General features: G+C 57.8%; 16 protein-coding genes. 10 read left to right on the top strand and 6 right to left on the bottom strand.

All coding sequences use genetic code 11. The features are described 5' to 3' along the window. The first annotated feature begins 33 nt into the window (after positions 1–33). Both MKI83_RS13590 and MKI83_RS13585 read left to right on the top strand, forming a co-directional pair. Positions 34–1,107, top strand: a complete 1,074-nt coding sequence (locus tag MKI83_RS13590; protein WP_241587351.1) for a glycosyltransferase family 4 protein — start codon at positions 34–36, stop codon at positions 1,105–1,107. Then, positions 1,107–2,288, top strand: coding sequence for an O-antigen ligase family protein (locus MKI83_RS13585; RefSeq protein WP_241587349.1), 1,182 nt, complete (start codon positions 1,107–1,109; stop codon positions 2,286–2,288). Before MKI83_RS13590 ends, MKI83_RS13585 begins: the two co-directional genes overlap by 1 nt. On the opposite strand, the gene MKI83_RS13580 is transcribed toward MKI83_RS13585, so the two are convergent. Beyond that, positions 2,227–2,862: a BUD32 family EKC/KEOPS complex subunit gene (locus MKI83_RS13580; protein WP_241587347.1), complete on the bottom strand. Its 636-nt coding sequence runs from the start codon at positions 2,860–2,862 to the stop codon at positions 2,227–2,229. The genes MKI83_RS13585 and MKI83_RS13580 overlap by 62 nt on opposite strands. A gap of 66 nt (positions 2,863–2,928) precedes the next feature. Between MKI83_RS13580 and msbA the strand changes: the two genes are divergently transcribed. The 3 genes from msbA to MKI83_RS13565 are packed head-to-tail and all read left to right on the top strand — an operon-like array spanning position 2,929 to position 7,072. Beyond that, positions 2,929–4,746, top strand: a complete 1,818-nt coding sequence (gene msbA, locus MKI83_RS13575; RefSeq protein ID WP_241587344.1) for a lipid A export permease/ATP-binding protein MsbA — start codon at positions 2,929–2,931, stop codon at positions 4,744–4,746. Next, complete coding sequence (locus MKI83_RS13570) at positions 4,743–5,645, top strand: GNAT family N-acetyltransferase (protein ID WP_241587341.1); 903 nt, start codon at positions 4,743–4,745, stop codon at positions 5,643–5,645. The genes msbA and MKI83_RS13570 overlap by 4 nt, the downstream gene beginning before the upstream one ends. Before the next feature lie 5 nt (positions 5,646–5,650). After that, positions 5,651–7,072: a PIG-L deacetylase family protein gene (locus tag MKI83_RS13565; protein ID WP_241587338.1), complete on the top strand. Its 1,422-nt coding sequence runs from the start codon at positions 5,651–5,653 to the stop codon at positions 7,070–7,072. A gap of 7 nt (positions 7,073–7,079) precedes the next feature. On the opposite strand, the gene MKI83_RS13560 is transcribed toward MKI83_RS13565, so the two are convergent. Then, on the bottom strand, positions 7,080–7,400 hold the full coding sequence (locus tag MKI83_RS13560) for a hypothetical protein (protein ID WP_241587335.1): 321 nt from the start codon (positions 7,398–7,400) through the stop codon (positions 7,080–7,082). A gap of 19 nt (positions 7,401–7,419) precedes the next feature. Further along, a complete protein-coding gene (locus MKI83_RS13555) occupies positions 7,420–8,334 on the bottom strand; it encodes a MurR/RpiR family transcriptional regulator (protein WP_241587332.1) in 915 nt (304 codons plus the stop codon). 208 nt (positions 8,335–8,542) lie between these two features. Between MKI83_RS13555 and MKI83_RS13550 the strand changes: the two genes are divergently transcribed. Together MKI83_RS13550 and MKI83_RS13545 are read left to right on the top strand one after the other, a co-directional pair. After that, positions 8,543–9,670: a methyl-accepting chemotaxis protein gene (locus MKI83_RS13550; protein ID WP_241587329.1), complete on the top strand. Its 1,128-nt coding sequence runs from the start codon at positions 8,543–8,545 to the stop codon at positions 9,668–9,670. Positions 9,671–9,691: 21 nt separating this feature from the next. Continuing rightward, positions 9,692–9,961, top strand: coding sequence for a PilZ domain-containing protein (locus MKI83_RS13545; protein ID WP_241587326.1), 270 nt, complete (start codon positions 9,692–9,694; stop codon positions 9,959–9,961). A gap of 55 nt (positions 9,962–10,016) precedes the next feature. Here the strand turns inward: MKI83_RS13545 and MKI83_RS13540 are convergent, their stop codons facing one another. Then, complete coding sequence (locus tag MKI83_RS13540; protein WP_241587323.1) at positions 10,017–11,942, bottom strand: putative bifunctional diguanylate cyclase/phosphodiesterase; 1,926 nt, start codon at positions 11,940–11,942, stop codon at positions 10,017–10,019. Next, a complete protein-coding gene (locus MKI83_RS13535) occupies positions 11,939–13,051 on the bottom strand; it encodes an FIST signal transduction protein (protein ID WP_241587320.1) in 1,113 nt (370 codons plus the stop codon). Before MKI83_RS13535 ends, MKI83_RS13540 begins: the two co-directional genes overlap by 4 nt. Positions 13,052–13,225: 174 nt before the next feature. Between MKI83_RS13535 and hldE the strand changes: the two genes are divergently transcribed. The 3 genes from hldE (at position 13,226) to MKI83_RS13520 (ending at position 17,241) form a co-directional block, all read left to right on the top strand. Next, positions 13,226–14,653, top strand: a complete 1,428-nt coding sequence (gene hldE, locus MKI83_RS13530) for a bifunctional D-glycero-beta-D-manno-heptose-7-phosphate kinase/D-glycero-beta-D-manno-heptose 1-phosphate adenylyltransferase HldE (protein ID WP_241587317.1) — start codon at positions 13,226–13,228, stop codon at positions 14,651–14,653. 88 nt (positions 14,654–14,741) lie between these two features. Further along, positions 14,742–16,028, top strand: a complete 1,287-nt coding sequence (locus tag MKI83_RS13525; protein WP_241587315.1) for an acyl-CoA dehydrogenase family protein — start codon at positions 14,742–14,744, stop codon at positions 16,026–16,028. A gap of 13 nt (positions 16,029–16,041) precedes the next feature. Continuing rightward, a complete protein-coding gene (locus MKI83_RS13520; RefSeq protein WP_241587638.1) occupies positions 16,042–17,241 on the top strand; it encodes an acyl-CoA dehydrogenase family protein in 1,200 nt (399 codons plus the stop codon). Between the two features lie 52 nt (positions 17,242–17,293). Here MKI83_RS13520 and MKI83_RS13515 read toward each other — a convergent pair whose 3' ends face one another. Continuing rightward, positions 17,294–18,160, bottom strand: coding sequence for a metal ABC transporter ATPase (locus tag MKI83_RS13515; RefSeq protein ID WP_241587313.1), 867 nt, complete (start codon positions 18,158–18,160; stop codon positions 17,294–17,296). Positions 18,161–18,174: the final 14 nt, after the last annotated feature.

Genomic DNA, 18,174 nt, shown 5'->3' with positions numbered 1-18,174 from the left:
TGCTGGAAGTAACGGGTTGTATAGGGATTAATGATGCCTAAGTATCTTAATGTAATGTGGAGTGCTGATGCTGATTTCTCCTCCGTGCATAATGTTCATGCGCAGATTTCTGCATTGCTCAGTAATGTTGATCACTGTTTCTTACAGGGGGCTTCGCGGCCTGAGGTGGCGTCCCTCTTTGGTCAAAGAGTTGTTTTCTGTAATTACGCTAAGTCTATAGTGAAAGGTCATGGTTGGAGGCGCTTGTTGGCGTCTTATCATGCGCGAATTTTTATGCGGCAAGTTTCGCTAGAGGATCATGCGCATTTAATTGTTGATGGTATAGGATGTTTGCGTTTTTTGGGTCATGTGCTGATGAATAGGCCTTCACTAAAGGCTGTTGTTATTTTCCATGGAGAGACGCGGTTATCGAATGCTGATATTAAGCTGGCCGTGAGGCTGGCTGCGCAATTAAAGTTTATCGCGGTCTCAGTAGCGCTGGCTAAGTCGCTTGAAGCGCAATTAGGTGCGCTTGTGCAGGCTATCCCTTCTGTTGTGACGGTAGATAAGATTTATTCTTCCACTGCTGCTTTGCAGGGGTTAGGCCTTTCTTCTGAATTTACTTATGTGGCTGTGGTGGGGCGCCTGGTTTCAAGTAAAGGTGTTGACTATTTACTGGAAGCTTGGGCTCAGGCCAAGATGCCGCCGTCTTATCGACTTGTGTATGTCGGCGATGGTGAGATGAAAGTTTCTTTGCAGGCTCGGTGTGAGGCGTTAGCTCTGCAGCAAAGCGTGATTTTCTTAGGTCGTGTTGAGCGAGCGGCTAGCTGGCTTAGGGCTTTTGATTGGCTTGTGTTGCCATCGTTGGCTGAGGGGCAGGGTTTGGTAGTTCAAGAGGCCGTGAGTGCGGGTGTTCCTGTGTTGTGTAGTGACTTGCCGGTCTTTATTGAGCAGCTCGGTACGGCAGGCGTTTATTTTGCGGCTGGAGATGTGGCCGAATTGGCGATAGTTTTGCGGGGGTTGTCCGAAATGTCAGCTGTCATGTCATCCGCGCAACAGTGCGCCGCGCTTTGCTTGGAAGAACAGCGAGATTATTTTGTTACGTCGTATTGTGAGGTTTTTAATTAATGAGCTTGGAAGTTCGTAATGAGCGCCTATCTGCATGGCTCTTGTTTCTTTTGTTTTTAGGCTTTGCTTGGTTTGAGTTTGGCCTGGTTCTCACGAGTAATAATAAATTGTACCAGCAAGGGTTGGTGTTGCTGTTTTGGCTGCCTTCATTTTTTTTGCTGGTTGATTGTTTTTGGAAAGGGGAATTTTCAAACTGTTATTTTGCTTTGTTTTTTGTTTTCTTGATGTTGTTGTTTTGGGCGGTGTTAAGCTTGTGGTGGACGGGGGCAGTAGAACAATTTCGTGAGTTTAAGCGGGTGCTATATGTTGGCTTGTTTGTATTTTTGTGCTTTGTGTTTGGTTTGCGGCGATCAGAATGGATTCCTAGTTTGCTTTTGATGTTGTCTTTAGGGGCTTATGGCATCATGTTAAGCAGTCTTTTGGTGTTTTTTTTTGATGGTGGGGATTACTTATCTCGACGTTTAACTCCGCTGGGGGGGTATTCTCATCCGATATTGGGTGGTTATGCATTGATTGCATTGAGTTTGTATTTTTTGATGTGGGTGTATTTAAAGAGTCGAACTGCAGTGGTGGCTGCTTTTGTGGTGGCTTTGATCTTTGTTTTTGCGACGCAGAGTCGAGGGTTGATTGGGGCTTATGTTTTTTCTTTAATTTGTTTGCTTTTTTGGTTTGGCGGTCGAAAGCTCTTGCAGTGTGTGGGGTTGTTGTTGTTGTTGTTCGCTTCGATCTTTTGGGATGAGCTAGTGGCGCGTGGCGGCTCCTATCGAGTAGAGATATTTTCTGTTGGCTTGTCGATGATTTCTCAATCACCCTGGTTAGGGCTGGGGTTAGGTAGTTCTTACGATATCTCAGGCGGAGAAAGTGGTCTGGTTTTTGATAATGTTCACAACTTGGTTCTGCATTTTGCTATTGAGCTCGGCTTGGTTGGTGCGGCCTTGTGGTGCATGTTGTGGTTGTTGGTTCTGAGAACCGCGTTGACACTGCGAGCGACCACCGAAGGAGTTTGGTTGAGCATCCTTTGGCTATTCTCAAGCGTGGCTTGCTTGACGGATGTGGCTTATAGCTGGGAGACACCAGCTGCGGAGTGGTTTGTTAGTTGGTGGCCAGTTGGTGCGGCTTTTATGTTGCAGGGGGGCGCGAGGGCGGCGAGAGACTCACGGCCTGTGCGTAAAGCTGCGTGAAGAATGACCATGGGAAGTCTTCAACGCCAGCGCGCTCAAGGTGCCTTTTGAAGTGCTTAAGGTTTCTTTGGGTTTTGTATCTGGAAAGTGGTTTTTTTTGTATTTTTAAATCTAGAAAGTCGATAAGGCCGTATTCATTTTTTGGGGTCTGTATGATGTTGCCTAAATGCAAGGACCGAAAGTAAATCCCTCTATTGTGAAGGCTGGCAATAAAGGTTGCGATATGTATAAGATTTTCTTTTAGTAAGTCTGGCGATTTTTGGAATGTGCTAATCAGTGCTTGGCCTTTTATTGGGCTGTAAATACAGGCGCACTCTGCGATTTTTCTGTTTGTCCAAAATAGCTCTTGGATTTTTGGGGTGATAACTCCCAGTCTTTCTAGTGTTTTTGCATTTTCTGCAAAGCGCTGGTTTTGTGGTTTTAATCGGTTAAGCCAAAGCTTTCTGCGTGGCCTGAAGATTTTAATTAGATCGCCGTTTTTCAGCCGAGCAACCTTAGTTCCTCGGCTGTCTTCCTCCAGAACTTCGCAGTGCTCTAGCATTGCGTTTAATTGCTGTTCAGTGATTTCTTTCATGGATTTTTCTAAGGCGAGACGCTGTCTGTAGGGGCTGTTAGAATGCGGCGTTGTCTTGGAGGTGCTATGACTAGCAACAACACTGACCAATCTAGTTTAACGATATATCTGCGCTTGCTGAAGTATGTTGTGCCGTACGCCGGCTTCTTCGCCATCAGCCTGTTCGGCTTTTTCATCTTCGCCACCACCCAGCCGATGCTGGGCTACATGCTCAAGTACTTTGTCGATGGGTTGTCTAACCCTGAGGCCAGTTTTTTTGCCAGCGCGCCGATGCTGCTTGAGTATGCGCCGTGGCTGGTTGAGCTAAAGCTGCTGCAAGCGGTGCCTCTGTTGATCGTGCTGATTGCGCTGTGGCAGGGGCTGGGTTCATTTCTCGGTAACTACTACCTGTCCAAGGTGTCGCTGGGGTTGGTGCAAGACCTGCGCGTGGCGCTGTTCAACAACCTGATGACCTTGCCCAATCGCTATTTTGATAACAACAACTCGGGCCACCTGATTTCGCGGATTACTTACAACGTGACTATGGTCACCGGCGCGGCTACCGATGCGATTAAGGTGGTGGTGCGTGAAGGCATGACGGTGATCTTCCTGTTTGCTTCGCTGCTGTTTATGAACTGGAAGTTGACCATGGTGATGCTGGGGATTTTGCCGATCATCGGGTTGATGGTGGTCAGTGCCAGCAAAAAATTCCGTAAGCAAAGTAAGAAGATTCAAGTGGCGATGGGGGACGTGACGCACGTGGCCTCCGAAGCCATTCAAAGCTATCGCGTGGTGCGCAGCTTTGGCGGTGAGCCTTATGAGAAGCGTCGTTTCGCGCATGCCACCGAAGACAACATGGACCGCCAGTTGCGTATGGTGCGCACCGGTGCCGTGTACACACCCAGCTTGCAGCTGGTGATTTACAGCGCCATGGCGGTACTGATGTTTTTGGTCTTGCTGTTGCGTGGCGATGCTTCACCAGGTGATTTAGTGGCCTACATTACGCTCGCTGGCTTGTTGCCCAAGCCAATCAGGCAGCTTTCTGAGGTGAGTTCGAATATCCAAAAGGGTATCGCCGGCGCTGAAAGTATTTTTGAGCAGCTGGATGAGGCGCCCGAGGTTGATCACGGTACGGTTGATTTACCACGGGTCAGTGGTCGTCTAGAGGTTAAGAACCTGACGTTCGCCTACCCCGGCACTGATAAGCCGGTGTTGCATGACATCAACTTTGTTGCAGAGCCCGGGCAGATGATTGCCTTGGTGGGTCGCTCAGGCAGCGGTAAATCGACGCTGGCCAGCTTGATTCCGCGCTTTTATCACCATGACCAAGGCCATATCTTGCTCGACAGTGTGGATGTTGAAAGCTTTACCTTGGCCAGTTTGCGGCGGCAGATTGCCTTGGTCAGCCAGCAGGTGAATTTATTTAACGACACCATCGCCAACAATATTGCCTACGGTGATTTGGCTGGCTCACCACTGGAAGATATCGAGCGTGCGGGTAAGGCGGCGTATGCCCACGAGTTCATCGAGCGGATGCCAAAGGGTTACCAAACCGTGGTCGGCGAAAACGGCGTGTTGCTTTCTGGCGGCCAGCGCCAGCGCTTGGCGATTGCCCGAGCGCTATTGAAAGATGCGCCGCTGCTGATCTTGGATGAAGCGACTTCAGCGCTGGATACCGAATCTGAGCGTCATATCCAAAAAGCCTTAGAGACCGTAATGCAAGGCCGCACCACGCTGGTGATTGCGCACCGCTTATCCACCATCGAGAAGGCCGATCAGATCATCGTCATGGAAGAGGGTCGCATCGTCGAGCAAGGTAATCACCAAAGCTTGCTGGCTCAAGGCGGCGCTTACGCCCGCTTGCACGCCACGCAGTTGGAAGATAATCCAGGCTTTGTCGAATGAGTTGGCTAAATCGTGTGCCGGCTTGGCGCGAGCAAGGCTGGCAGCCGATTACCGCGGCGCAATACGCTGAGGCGTACGCACGCTTTGGCGGCAGTGTCATCACGCACCCGCTGGTGGTGGCAGAGTTGTCGGCGCTGGCGGGGATCACCCCGCGCTATCTAGGGTGCTGGCAGGGTGATGAGCTGGTCGGTGCCTTAGCGACTTGGGGACGTTTTTTAGCCTGCGCCAAAGAGGCGCTGAAAGCCTTTGGCCATAAGGGTTTGTTTGACTTAGGCAATGCGGAATTTATTTTGCCGATCAAGCCTGCTGCGAATGTGCCGGTGCGCTTTCAGGCGCGCTATATGAGCGCGTTGAATCAGGCGCAGGTCAGCACGCTACAGCCGCAAGCGGAAGAGTTGGCGATGGCGCGAGCGCCGGAGGATTACGGCAAAAAATTCCGCTACAACCAGCGCCGTGAGCTGCGGTTATTAGAAGAGGCCGGCGGTGTGCTGCGCCCGGTGGGTGACTATGCGCCGCAGGATTTGGCCGCTATCTATTGCGACTTATTCGAACGCCGTTGGGGCTTTGTCGCTACCGGCGCGCCGCACATGGCGCAAGTGCTCAAGCGCTTGCACACGTTACTGACAGGCTTTGTCTTGGAGCTGGACGGCGAGCCTATCGCGGTGCAATTGCTTTATCAGGCGGAGTCGCCGGCTTGGTGGTCGGTGGAATACGTTAACGGCGGGGTTGATCCGTCGGCGCGTGATTTTAGCCCGGGCAGCGTGTTGAGCTTCGTCAATACGCAGGCCGCTTGGGAGCAAGCCCGCGCTGCCGCTAAGCCGTTGCGCTACTCGTTTGGCCGCGCTGATCGTGAATATAAAGAGCGCTGGTGCCATCGTGTGCCGGTCTTTCAGGTATAGGTTTTATGCACGCGCGTAAACAACAGTTATTGCAACGCCACCGTCGACACAGGCGTCTCGCGTTGGCGGCCGGTTTGCCGCTGATAGCGGTCAGTGCGGTTTGGCTGTGGTGGCTGCCGGGGCCACTGTTGTTACTGGCTTGGCTGCTGCACGAGGCGTATTTCGCCGACCATCTGTTTTACTCGCCGCGTGATGATTACCGCTATCAATGGTCAAGTGATGCGCTGGCGGTGCGCTTAGGCGCCGATGGCTCGCTGGGGTTGGCGCACTTAGACGGCGTTGCGCAGGCCGATACACTGCTGCTTGAGCTGCGCATCACGGCGGATTGGCGGGGTCGCTTGCTCGATCCTGCCGTGCTGATTGAGACCGATGACGTTTGCGATGTGCAAACCTTCGAGCGTGGCTGTGCTGGCGTGCGGGTGCTGAACTTGTCCGGCATGGGTGAGGCGTTGGCGGCGGGGCGTGTGCGCCTGCGTGGCCATTATTGCCGCTTGGCGGGCGAGGCCAAGCTGTATGTGCAGCACAACGCCGACTATGCCCACCAGCGCATGCTGATTCTGGCACCCCATGCCGATGACGCTGAGCTGGCTGCGTTTGCCCAATACCAGCGCGCCCAGCAGGTGCAGATCGTCACCTTGACCGTGGGTGAGTTAGAAGCTGAAAACTACCAAGCCTTGGGGCTGGATCGGCCCGCCGCGGCGCAGCTCAAAGCCCGCTTGCGGACTTGGGATAGTCGCCACGCTGCCAGTTGGGGCGGCGTCAGTGCTGCGGACTGCTTCCAGCTCGGTTACTTCTGCATGCAACTGCCGGCGATGCGGGCCGAGCCGTTGTTGGGGCATGTCTCCCAGGTGGCAGAGCTGAGTGATATTCGCCCGTATCGCCAAGGCAATGCGCTACCGCTTCCGGGCGATGTGGATGGCCAGCCGAGCTGGTTTAACTTGCTGGGCGATTTGCGCGGTTTGATCGAGCATTATCAGCCGCAGGTCGTGGTGACTCCGCACCCGCAGCTTGATCCGCATGCCGATCATCAGGCCACCACGGCAGCTTTGTTCGAGGCGCTCTCGGTCAGTACACATCAGCCGAAAACGCTGCTGTATTACGCCAATCACCTGCACGATAACGACCGCTGGCCCATGGGCGAGCAAGGTCATGGTGTGGCGTTACCGCCCGCGCTGGAGCCATTGTCGGTGGAAGGCGTGTGGAGCCCGTGCTTATCGCCCGCGCAGCGTTTGGACAAGCACATGGCACTGGGCTTGATGCATGACTTGCAAGGGGCTTTGCCGTGGAAGAAGCGCCTGCGACGTCTCTTGCAGTGGGGCTTGGCGGCGCGGCGCTGGCCATCGCTCAGTACGGATGAGTTCTATCGCAAGGCTGTGCGTCGGCACGAGTTGTTCTTTGTCCACCCATGGCGTGGCAGACAGGATTAAATCGTCCTCAATGGGCTTGGCTGGGGGGTAACCACTCACTGGGCCAGTGACCATTTTCCGCCACCGCCTCAAGGCACACGGTGTCGTCGCTTTCTGGCCAGCAAATAATAAAGCCCGCCGCACTGTTGAGCAGCCCGCCACAGTCCCACTGTCGCTCACCCAAGCGCTGTAACAGCGCGGCCAAGCGCGGCGCTTGGATGATGCTGTAAAAACCTTGTCGCGTGTGCTCGCGGCTGACCACTGCGCAGCCGGTGTCGGCCTGTTGCTCAGTGGGTTGCTCGGGCAACAGATGGGCAAGGGCGAGTTGCTCGATGGCGTGCAGTTGCATGATGGCTCCTGAAATTCGATTAGGGTTTGCGCTGGGTGGCTGCGCGCGCCGAGCGATTGGGTGAGGCCAAGTGCAGGTAACTCAGTACGCTGTCGCTGAGCTCTTCACTCAGGCTGACGGCGTCAGGGTTGCGAGTCATAACCGCTGCCGTGATGGCTTCTAAGATGGCCAGCGCTGCTGCGTTGGCGCTGGTCAGCGCGGGATGCTCGACACCGGCAAACACGCTGTGCTGCGCAACGGCGCTGAGCGGCGCGGCGGGCGAGTCGGTCACTGCCAGCACGGTCGCGCCGCGCTCACACGCGTAGTTCGCCAATTGCAAAGTGGCGCGCGAGTAGCGCGGCAGGCTGATGGCCAATAACACGTCATCGGCCCCGATAGCGGCGAGCCGATACGCGGCGTTTTCATTGCCACCGTCCAGCCCTAACCCGCGGGCATCGTTCACAAACGGGGCTAAGTTGATGGCTGTGAGGCCGGCCAAGTAGGCACTGTTGCCAAGCCCAAGCACGTAGACCCGTCTGGCGGTGCACAGTGCGTCGATGCAGGCGGCGAACGCGGTTTCTTGTTGCGCTTGTAAGCTGTGTTGCAAATTGCTGCTGGCCACCTGCAATTGCTCCCCGAGCCCGAGGTGGCCGTTATCGCGCTGTTGTACCTGCTGGCGAAGCTTGTCGACCGGCGACACCACGGCTTGCAATGTGTCGAGCAAGGCGCTTTTTAATCCGATGTAACCGTTCAAGCCCAGCGCTCGGGCTAGGCGGTTAACCGCCGCCGTTGAGCTGCCGCTGGCGCGCGCTAGCTCATCAATCGTCATGGTGGCGACTTTTAGCGGGTGGCGTAAAACGTAGTGCGCGACCTTGTTCAGGGCTGGCGGCAGCTGATTTTGCTGGTCGCTAATCAGCTGCAAGATAGGCGTCGCGTAGAGGTCGCTGTCGGTCATGAGTGAAATTTAATTTTCAAAATATTAATTAATGAAAATTTATATTGCAGTTTCGCTGCGTTAGCAAGTGTGTCGTGCATTACCGGTGCCTTGATGCATTGAATATTTCGCGCAGCCCGCCGATACAGCCTAGAGTTTCTTTACATGAGCCAGATGGGTGGCGGGGCAAACCGTGCGCCGCTGCCCCGATAACGATAAGAGGTTGATCATGTTCAAACGCGGCTTGCTGGTGCTCAGTGCAGTAGTGGTGGTGCAGCTGGTGTGGTTATTGTTGGCGGCAGACTCGCCGTCACTCTGGAAGCAAGCTCTGATGGCCGTGGTGGTGGGCGCGGTGGCGCTGGCGGTGTGGCTGTGGATGAGCTTGCAAGGTGCTGGCGGCAGTGGTTTGAATGCCACGCTTGAACGTTTGCAGCGCAACCAATTAACCAGTCGTGAGCTGGCCGCGCAGCTGGGCTGCAACGAGGCCGAGGCGGCGCAGTGGCTGCAGGCTTGGCAGAAGCAACAGCAGCATGGCAATGCCGTGGATGAGGCGCTTAAAGTCGCGGCAAGTCAGATCGGCCAGTTGCTTAAACAAAGCCAGCAGGCACAAGAGGCGGTGCAGCAACAACAAGGCGATGCCGAACAAATGCGCCACACCTTGGATTTGATGCACGCCAGCCTTGGCCGCGAAGGCGAAGCGGTGCAGAACGCCTTAGAGCAAGTGAAAAGCATCGCTCGCGACACCCAAGGCAATGAAGAGATCAGTCGTGAAGTGGCGCGCTTGATCGGTCAGCTGGTGACCATGGTGCAAGAGGCTTCCACCTCGGTCGGTCAGCTGGCAGAAAAAACCGAACAAATTGAGGTGGTGCTTGATGTGATCAATGGCATCGCCGCACAAACCAATCTGCTGGCGCTAAACGCAGCGATTGAAGCTGCCCGCGCAGGCGAGGCCGGCCGAGGCTTTGCCGTGGTGGCGGATGAGGTCCGTGCCTTGGCTAGCAAAACGCAGCAGTCCACAGGTGACATTCAGCAGCATATCCGTAGCCTGCAAGAGGGTGCCCAGCAAGCGGTGGAAATTATCGAAGAGGCCTCGCGGCAGGCTGACTCCAGCATCAAGAGCCTGAGTCGCTCTGATCAGCTCCAGCTGGCGGTCCATCAAGGCATTGAAACCTTGCGGGGCGTGGTGGGCAGCATTGCCGGCATGGCCGATGAGCAGTCTGATACCTCCAAGGCGATGGAGCGCAGTGTGGTCAACTTGTGCAAGTCGGCGGATCGCGCGGTGACTCAAGTCGCGCAGGTCAGCAGTGGTGTGCAGCAGTTGCAAGAAGTGGGTAAACGCCTAGACACTGGGCGCTGATTGAACCGCCGGAGCAAGTGAATGAGTAACCAGCGTAACCATCCACGGACTGTCTTTCGTTGCCGCATTCGCTTGTGGGTGCCGGAGGTGGGTGAATTGGTTGTGCACACGCGCGATATTTCTGACAGCGGTGTGTACGTGCTGACGGACCAGCAACAACTACCGGCCGAGCGCGGTGCCAGACTGCGCGGGCAGGTGATCGACATGCCGATTGAAGCGCCGGTGGTTGAGATGGAAGTGGTGCGCGTCGAGCCGGAAGGCCTTGGCCTGCGCTTTGTGCGCGACGAATAAAGCGCTATCGCGTTGGGAAAACCGCTGGGCAGGCGCTGATTAAGTCAGTGCCTGCCTAGTTTTTAAGCGCTGACAAAGTGGGAATAGGAATGCTCAGTCGCTCGGCAAAGGCCTCTGGCGACAGCGGCGGGCTGTACCAATAGCCCTGTCCTAAAGAACAGCCCATCTCTTTTAAGAAGGCAGCGGCCTCGGGGTCTTCAATACCTTCGGCGACTACCGCCAACTGCAAGTTTTCGGCAAGGCTCAAGATGCTGCGTGCAATCGCCCGCGCATCTTGGGCGGTGTTGAGGTCATGGACAAAGCTGCGGTCGATCTTCAGTACGTCAATCGGTAGCCAGCGCAGGTAGTTCAGCGACGAATAGCCGGTGCCGAAGTCATCCACCGCAACGCGCACGCCGTAATGGCGCACTTGCTCTAAGAAGCGACTCGCCAGTTCACGGTTTTGCATCAGCATGCTTTCGGTGACTTCTAGCTCCAATCGCTCGGGTTGCAGGTTGCGAAGGGTCAGCCAGCTGAGTAGGCGGGCGGGCAGTTGCTCATCTTCTAACTGCAGGGCGGACAAGTTCACGGCAATGCTCAGGCTTTGATCGTGCTGGGTGCTGAGCCAGTCGAGGGCCTGTTGCAGAATCCAGTCGCCGAGCTGCACGATTAAGCCGGTTTGCTCGGCCACCGGAATAAAGTCCATCGGGCTTACCGACTGGCCGCTGGCGGTGGTCCAACGCATCAGCGCTTCGGCGCCGACAATGCGGCTGTCGGCCAACGACACCTTGGGTTGTAGCGCCATGTGGATTTCGCCGCGTACTAAGGCGCCTTGCAGTTGGCTTTGCAGGTCAACGCGGCGCAGTACTTGTTGCTCTAAGACCGGCGAGAAGCTCTGGGCGTTATTTCGCCCGCGTGACTTGGCGTGGTACATGGCCATGTCGGCGCGGCTAATTAATTCGCTGGCGCTCGTGCCGTCGCGCGGGTACAGCGCTTGGCCAAGGCTGGCGTGGACCCAGAGCTTTTTACCTTCTACCAACAAGGGTTGGCGCAGCACTTCAAGCAAGCGCTGGGCAATCTGCTGGGCTTGCGCGTCGTGATCGAGCTCATCCAGCAACACCAAAAACTCATCGCCGCCGATACGTGCCAGCACATCACAATCGCGCAAAGCAGCTTGCAGGCGCTGCGCGACCGCGCAGAGTAATTCGTCGCCGGTATGGTGACCGGCGCTGTCGTTGATCAGTTTGAAGTTGTCCAAGTCAATAAACAGAACAGCCAGCTGGCCTTGTTGCTGTTCGGCGCGCAGCAGTGCGTGGTCAAGGCGCTGGGCAAACAGGCTGCGATTGGCTAGGCCGGTCAGGCTGTCGTGCTCGGCCTGATGCTGCATCAGTACGTCATGGTTGTGTTGCTCGGTGGTGTCGCGAAAGCTCCACACGCGGCCGATCTCTTCACCGGCGACAATCTGCGGTTGGGTATGAAACGCCAATTGGCGGCCATCGCGCAGGCTGAGTTCGCCAGTCGCGGTGGCGCTGGGTTGCTGCCACAAACTGCGCAGCTGACGCAGTTGTCGACTGGGCTGGTGCAGTTGACGCAAGACGTGCTTCAGCAAACGTTGCGGAGCGCTGAGGTGCTCATGGCTAAGCTGGAGCAGCTGACCCAGTTGAGCATTGTGCTGGCGCACTTGGCCGCGGGTATCCACCACTAACACACCTTCAACGGTAGCCTCTAGGGTGGCGCTGAGCAGTGAAAGCGAATGCTGCAGCTCGCCACGGCTTTGTTCTAACTCGTGCAGGCTGCGTTGGGCTTGCTCGAAGCGCTCGATCAGCTCTTGCGAGGTGATGTCCAGCGAGCGCTCCAATAAGGCGCGTTCGTGGTCGTTTTGCTGGTAAGCCAAGCTGACGGCCTCCAACAGATCCTGCAGCGCCGCCTGCTGTGCGGTGTTGTCTGCGTAGTCAGGTAAATGGCGGCGCAGTTGTCGCAGCAGCAGGCGGTGCAGGCTCATGCCTCACCCAGCACGGTGATGGTCATGGTCTGGTTGTGCAGGGTGCAAGCTTCGGTATCCAGTAGCGGCGAGATCTCGCCGTAGGAGTAAAACCCACACAGCACGGGCTTAGCGCCGAGTGTGGCGCGCACGGCTTCGACTTCTTCCTCTACTGCTTGGCCGAGCACCATTCGCCGGCCGACACAGGAAATCAACACAGCCAGTTCGGCGTCTTGTTGGGTGAGATGGCTGTTGCAGCGCTCGGCAGCACCCGCAGCGCCATCGAGCAGGCGCTCAAAATTGGCGCGCATGAGGCGGGCATAAGTGCCTTCGGGCATGTCGCCGGCGAAGGTCATGCTGCCATCGGTTTCGTTAACCCCTAGGATGGTTCGTACCACGCCGGGTTGACCGTCGGGGCCGCGCAAACTTAAGGGGAATTTCAGCCCGCTGGCCGGCAGCTCGGCGGCGTGCTCACCTAAATAGCGTTTGTACAGGGCCAGCGCCGGTTGATCATCAAGGCTATACAGCACGTTGCCCACACTTTTGGTGATCAAGCGTTCGGGGCCAAAGCTATCCCAGCCGCCTTGCGAACCGTGGCCGATGCGCAGGGCCTCGCCGTATAAGCCGATCGCCAGCAGGGCTTGGCTGGTGCAGTGTTCGTTGCAATAGACGTAGGTTTGTTCAAAGCGCTCGCCGTCGCCGGCCAAGCCGCCGGTCACCTGTACGCCGGCGGGCAGGGTGTGCTGCAAACCGTCAATCAATGCTGAGCCGTTGACGTGCAAGCCATCGGCGAGCAAAAGAACATGGCGCAGGCCGTCTTTGGGAAGCTGTGCGCCCAGTTGTTGGCCGGCGCTGAAGCTATCCCCCGCGCAGTCGGCCAGCTTTAGCCAAGCATGACTGACGCAGCTGTGGGCAAAACTGATCGCGGTGGCGACCATGGGGAAGTCATCCACGCGCTCGCCAGCAATCAAACCAGCACTGCTGCAGCCGGCGAGTAAAGCCTGCGGGAAGGCGGCGCGCAGTTCTGCCACGCGTGCTTGGTAGGCAGCGGGGGTGGCAAAGGCGAAAACCAGCTGTACGTCACTAGCGGCGGTGCTAGGGAGCTCATCCAGGTACTGCGTCACCTGCATGCGCGGGACTCCTGTGGTGGGCGAGGGCTTGCGAGAAAGTCTAGGAAAAGTCTAGAAGCTGCACGCAGTATCGTCGAGCAACGCGGCAGCGTGATAGCCCTCGCGTGGTAATATGCCGGCACTTTTTTGTGCCGGCCTGCCCAAGGGTGCGCCGCAATGGTTGGAGAGTGTTCGATGAAGCTTGCAATGCCGCGTTTTGATCAGGCACCGGTGTTGGTGGTGGGTGATGTGATGCTGGATCGTTACTGGCATGGCTCGACGCAGCGTATTTCGCCCGAAGCGCCGGTGCCGGTGGTGAACGTGCAGCAGCGCGAAGATCGCCCAGGCGGCGCGGCCAACGTGGCGTTGAACATTGCTGCATTGGGTGCGCCTGCTTATGTGGTCGGCGTGACCGGGCAAGATGAAGCGGCCGATGCCCTCAGCGAGCGTCTCACCGCCGCCGGCGTTGCCAGTCAGTTCCAGCGGATTGCTACCCAGCCCACCATCGTTAAGCTGCGGGTGATGAGTCGTCATCAGCAGTTGCTGCGCTTGGATTTTGAAGAGCCGTTCAACACCGACACTGACGCACTGGCTGCCGACGTCGAGCAGTTGCTGGATCAGGTTAAGGTGCTGATTTTGTCCGACTACGGCAAAGGGGCGCTGAAAAACCATCAGGCCTTGATTCAGCTAGCCCGCGCCCGTGGCATTAGCGTGTTGGCCGACCCCAAAGGCTGTGACTTTTCGATTTATCGCGGTGCCAGCCTGATCACCCCGAACCTGCACGAGTTTGAAACCATCGTCGGCAAGTGTCACGACGAGGCCGAGCTGGTGGCCAAGGGTGAAGCGCTGATGCATGAGTTGGAACTTGGCGCGTTACTGATCACGCGCAGCGAGCAAGGCATGACCTTGCTACGCCCGGGCCAGCCTGAGCTGCATCTGCCGGCGCGTGCGCGCGAAGTGTTTGACGTCACCGGTGCCGGTGACACAGTCATTTCTACCTTGGCGGCGGCTATCGCAGCCGGTGAGGAGCTACCGCAAGCCGTGGCACTGGCCAATTTGGCCGCCGGTATTGTGGTGGGCAAATTGGGCACGGCGGCGATCAGCGCGCCAGAGTTGCGCCGCGCGGTGCAGCGCGAGCAGGGTTCCGAGCGTGGCGTGATGAACGTCGAACAGCTGCTGGTAGCCATCGAAGATGCCCGTGCGCACGGCGAGAAAGTGGTGTTCACCAATGGCTGCTTCGATATCATCCACGCCGGTCACGTGGGCTATCTGGAAGATGCCCGCCGTGAGGGCGACCGCCTGATCGTCGGCATCAATGACGATGCCTCGGTGTCGCGCTTAAAAGGCCCCGGTCGCCCGATCAACAGTGTCGATCGGCGCATGGCCGTGTTGGCCGGTTTAGGTGCGGTGGATTGGGTGGTGAGCTTCAGCGAGGACACCCCTGAGCGCCTGCTCGAGGCCATTCGCCCTGATGTGCTGGTTAAGGGCGGTGATTATGGTATCGACGGCGTCGTCGGGGCGCCGATCGTGCAAGCCTATGGCGGTACGGTCAAAGTGCTGAGTTTTGTCGACAGCTGCTCCACCACCGCGATCGTGGAAAAAATCAAAACCCAGCGCGACTGACTGAGTCGCCCACACAGCGCGGCACGTCGGTCATAGCCAACGCGCCGCTAAGTGCCAGACTGTTGGAGTCTCCTCTGAGGACTCTGACATGCTGGTTGATCTGCAAGGCCGCGCTCTGGCGCTTTTGAACAAGGTGGCGGGTGCCGAATGGCCTGACCGCCTGCGTTTACGCAAACCCCTAGAGCGCTGGCTGTATCGCGGCAGCAAGGCCAGTTTTAGCGTGCTGGCGCAGCAAGGCGGTGCAGCCAAACGCGCGCGGCCGAACAAGCCGGCGTCCCCCCGCGGTGTGTTTGACCTGACCCTCAGCGATGATCAACAGCTGTTGTGCGACATGCTGCAGCAGGTCGCGCAAGACGTCGTCCGCCCTGCCGCCGCTGAGGCCAATGCCGCGCAGCACTGCGCTGAAGAGGTGCGCGCGGCACTCGCCGAGCTCGGGCTTAAGCATTACGGTGTGCCGGCCGCGCATGGCGGATTGGCCGATGAGGCGGCGGCACTGACCTGCGCGCTGATGACCGAGCAACTGGCGCACGGTGATCCGGCGCTGGCGCTGGTGGCGTTGCAGTCCTTGAGTGTGGCCAACGTGCTGCGCCGTTTTGCCCTGCCGGCCGCGCAGCAGCAATGGCTGCCAGCGTTGTTGGCCGAGAGCGCACCGCAGATTGCGTTGGCGCTGGCCGAGCCGCACGTGTTGGCTGATCCACACCGCTTGCAGTGCCGTGCCGAGCGCAAAGGCCAGCATTATCAACTCAGCGGCAGCAAAAGCCTGCTGGTGGATGGTCTGTCGGCCGATTACCTGTTGCTCAGCGCCTACGCCGAAGACGGCCCCGCGCTGTTCTTGGTCGAGGCTAGTCGTGCCGGGGTTGAGCGCTGCGCCAGTCCTGCGATGGGCTTGCGCGGCGCGGCGCTGGCCAGCGTGACCTTGCGCAAGGTACGCGTGCCGCACAGTGCGCGCATCACCGCTGCCGACTTTGCCTATCAAACCTTGCTCGACTTGGCTGCGCTGGGTGGTTGCGCCGTTGCGGTAGGGGCGGCACAAGCGGCGTTAGATTACGTGGTGCCTTACGTGAATGAGCGGCAGGCTTTCGGCGAGCCGATCAGTCACCGCCAAGGCGTGGCGTTCCCCATCGCCAACATGGCGATCGAGCTTGAAGGCATGCGCCTGCTGTTGTGGCGGGCCTGTGCGCGCGCGGATCAGGGCGCCAGTTTCAGTCGCGAGAGTTATTTAGCCCGCCTGCAAGCTGAAGCCAAAGCCATGACCATCGCCAGCGATGCGGTACAGCTGCTGGGCGGGCATGGTTTTACCCAAGAGCATCCAGTCGAGCGCTGGTATCGCGATGTGCGCGGCTTTGCCGTGTTAAGCCAAAGCGTGGTGCTGTAAGGAGCCGACGATGATCAACTTAGAAACCCCGCGTAAGTTTCGCGCCCTCGTCACCCAAGCGCAGCAAGTAGCCGCGCAGTATTACCGACCGATTTCACGCAAGTACGACCGTGCCGAGCATAGTTACCCGAAAGAGCTCGACCTGCTGGCGGCGTTGCTCGATGGCATGAATGCCGGCAGCCCCGAGAGCACCGGCGCGCGCACCAGTAAGCGTCAGCATGACAGCGGTGACGGTGTGCGTAACGGCAGCAACATGTCGACCTGCCTTGGCATCATGGAATTGTGCTGGGGCGATGTGGGTTTGCTGCTGGCGATGCCACGGCAAGGGTTGGGTAACGCCGCGATTGCCGCCGTCGCCAACGATGAACAACTGCAGCGCTTCGATGGTTTGTGGGCGGCCATGGCGATTACCGAACCAGACTGTGGCTCGGATTCGGCGGCTATTCGGACCACCGCAGTGCGTGATGGCGATGACTATGTGCTCAACGGCGAGAAGATCTTCGTCACCTCCGGCGAGCGCGCCGGTGCGGTGGTGGTGTGGGCGACGCTGGATAAAAGCTTAGGCCGCGCGGCGATCAAGTCGTTTGTTGTGGAGCACGGCACGCGGGGCATGCAGGTTACGCGGCTGGAGAAAAAACTGGGGATCAAAGCCTCTGATACGGCGGCGATTCGCTTCACCGATTGCCGTGTGCCGGCGGCCAACTTGCTGGGCAATGCCGATATCGATGTGGCAAAAGGGTTTGCCGGGGTTATGGAAACCTTCGACAACACGCGGCCGATGGTAGCCGCCATGGCGATTGGCTTGGCCAAAGCTTCGCTTGATCGCGCCCGCGAGTTGTTGGAAGACCATTGCGCGCTGGATTACCGCAAGCCGCTGTTACAGGTGAGCCATGCCGAGGCGCAGCTGTATCAGCTGGAGGCTGAGTGGGAGGCCGCGCGGCTGTTGACCTTAAAGGCTGCGTGGATGGCGGATAACCGCATGCCCAACTCCAAAGAAGCCTCTATGGCCAAAGCCAAAGCAGGGCGCATGGCCACCGAGGTGGCGCTCAAGTGCGTGGAGCTGTGCGGCCTGACCGGTTACGGCGAAGACGAGCTGCTGGAGAAGTGGGCGCGTGACGCCAAAATCCTCGATATCTTCGAGGGCACTCAGCAAATTCAGCTGTTGATTGTGGCGCGGCGCTTGTTGGGCAAAAGCTCAAAAGAGCTGAAGTAGCCAGTCACGGCGCGAATCAAGGTGCAAAGCGGTTTAGGGCGGCGGTGCTGCTTTAGGCCGCGTGGTAATCCTGCCAGTGGATGTGGCTGTCTTGCACCAACCAATGCTGCGGTCGAACAAAGCCCTCGCTGAGCCACAAATCGCGCGTATCGACGGGGACGAGCTGGTCGTTTTGCAGGGTGAATAACGCATTATCCAGCCCGTGCTCGTTGATTGGGGCCAAGAATAGCCGTGGCCGCCGGCGGTCGAGGCGCGCCACCAAGTGCTCGCCCTCTAAGTGCTCATCCACGTGCCACAGGCTGATCGGGCCAAGATTGCTGGGCAGCTCAAGGCGCAAGTCATAAATCAGTTGTAATGATGCGGTCGGCGTGTGCACGTAGGCATTGGGCCGCTCTTGCAAGGTGAGGCTGCCGCGCTTGATCGGGCGTGCGCTGCCACGGCGTGGCACCAGTTGGTAGCTGGCTTTTTTGTGGTACGACAAGTGATTGGCGTAGGGCGTTGGCAGCCACACGCAGTCGTAGCGCCCAGGCAGAAAACCGTGCGCGGTTTCGATCAGGCATTCCTCGGCGATTTCTTCTAGGGCGCATAGCAGCGGCAGGTCGAGCAGGTGCGACGGCACGTAGCCCGAAATCAACTTGAGCACACAGTCGGCGCGATCGGGGCGCTCTTGCTGCACCAGCAGGGCATAGTCGCGGCCTTGCCAGGGCAAGGTTAAACGCACGGAAACGCCGAGGTTGGCCAGCTCAGTGGTGAAGTGCTGCTGATCGCTGACTTCAATCGGCACGCGGCGCGCCAACATTTGTTGAAAGTTCAGCGCTTGCGCCAAGGGTTGGTACGTCAGCTGCTCGTGTCGCGCTTCCACCAGCAAGGGCTGCGTGATGAAGGCGTGCGGGTCTTTGCTGATCAGTACATCACTCATGCGCGGCCTCGGTT

This window comes from Atopomonas sediminilitoris (assembly GCF_022601735.1).
Taxonomy (GTDB): domain Bacteria; phylum Pseudomonadota; class Gammaproteobacteria; order Pseudomonadales; family Pseudomonadaceae; genus Atopomonas; species Atopomonas sediminilitoris.
Note: the sequence above shows the minus strand (reverse complement) of the source record. Positions and strands in the feature narration are given on the sequence as shown.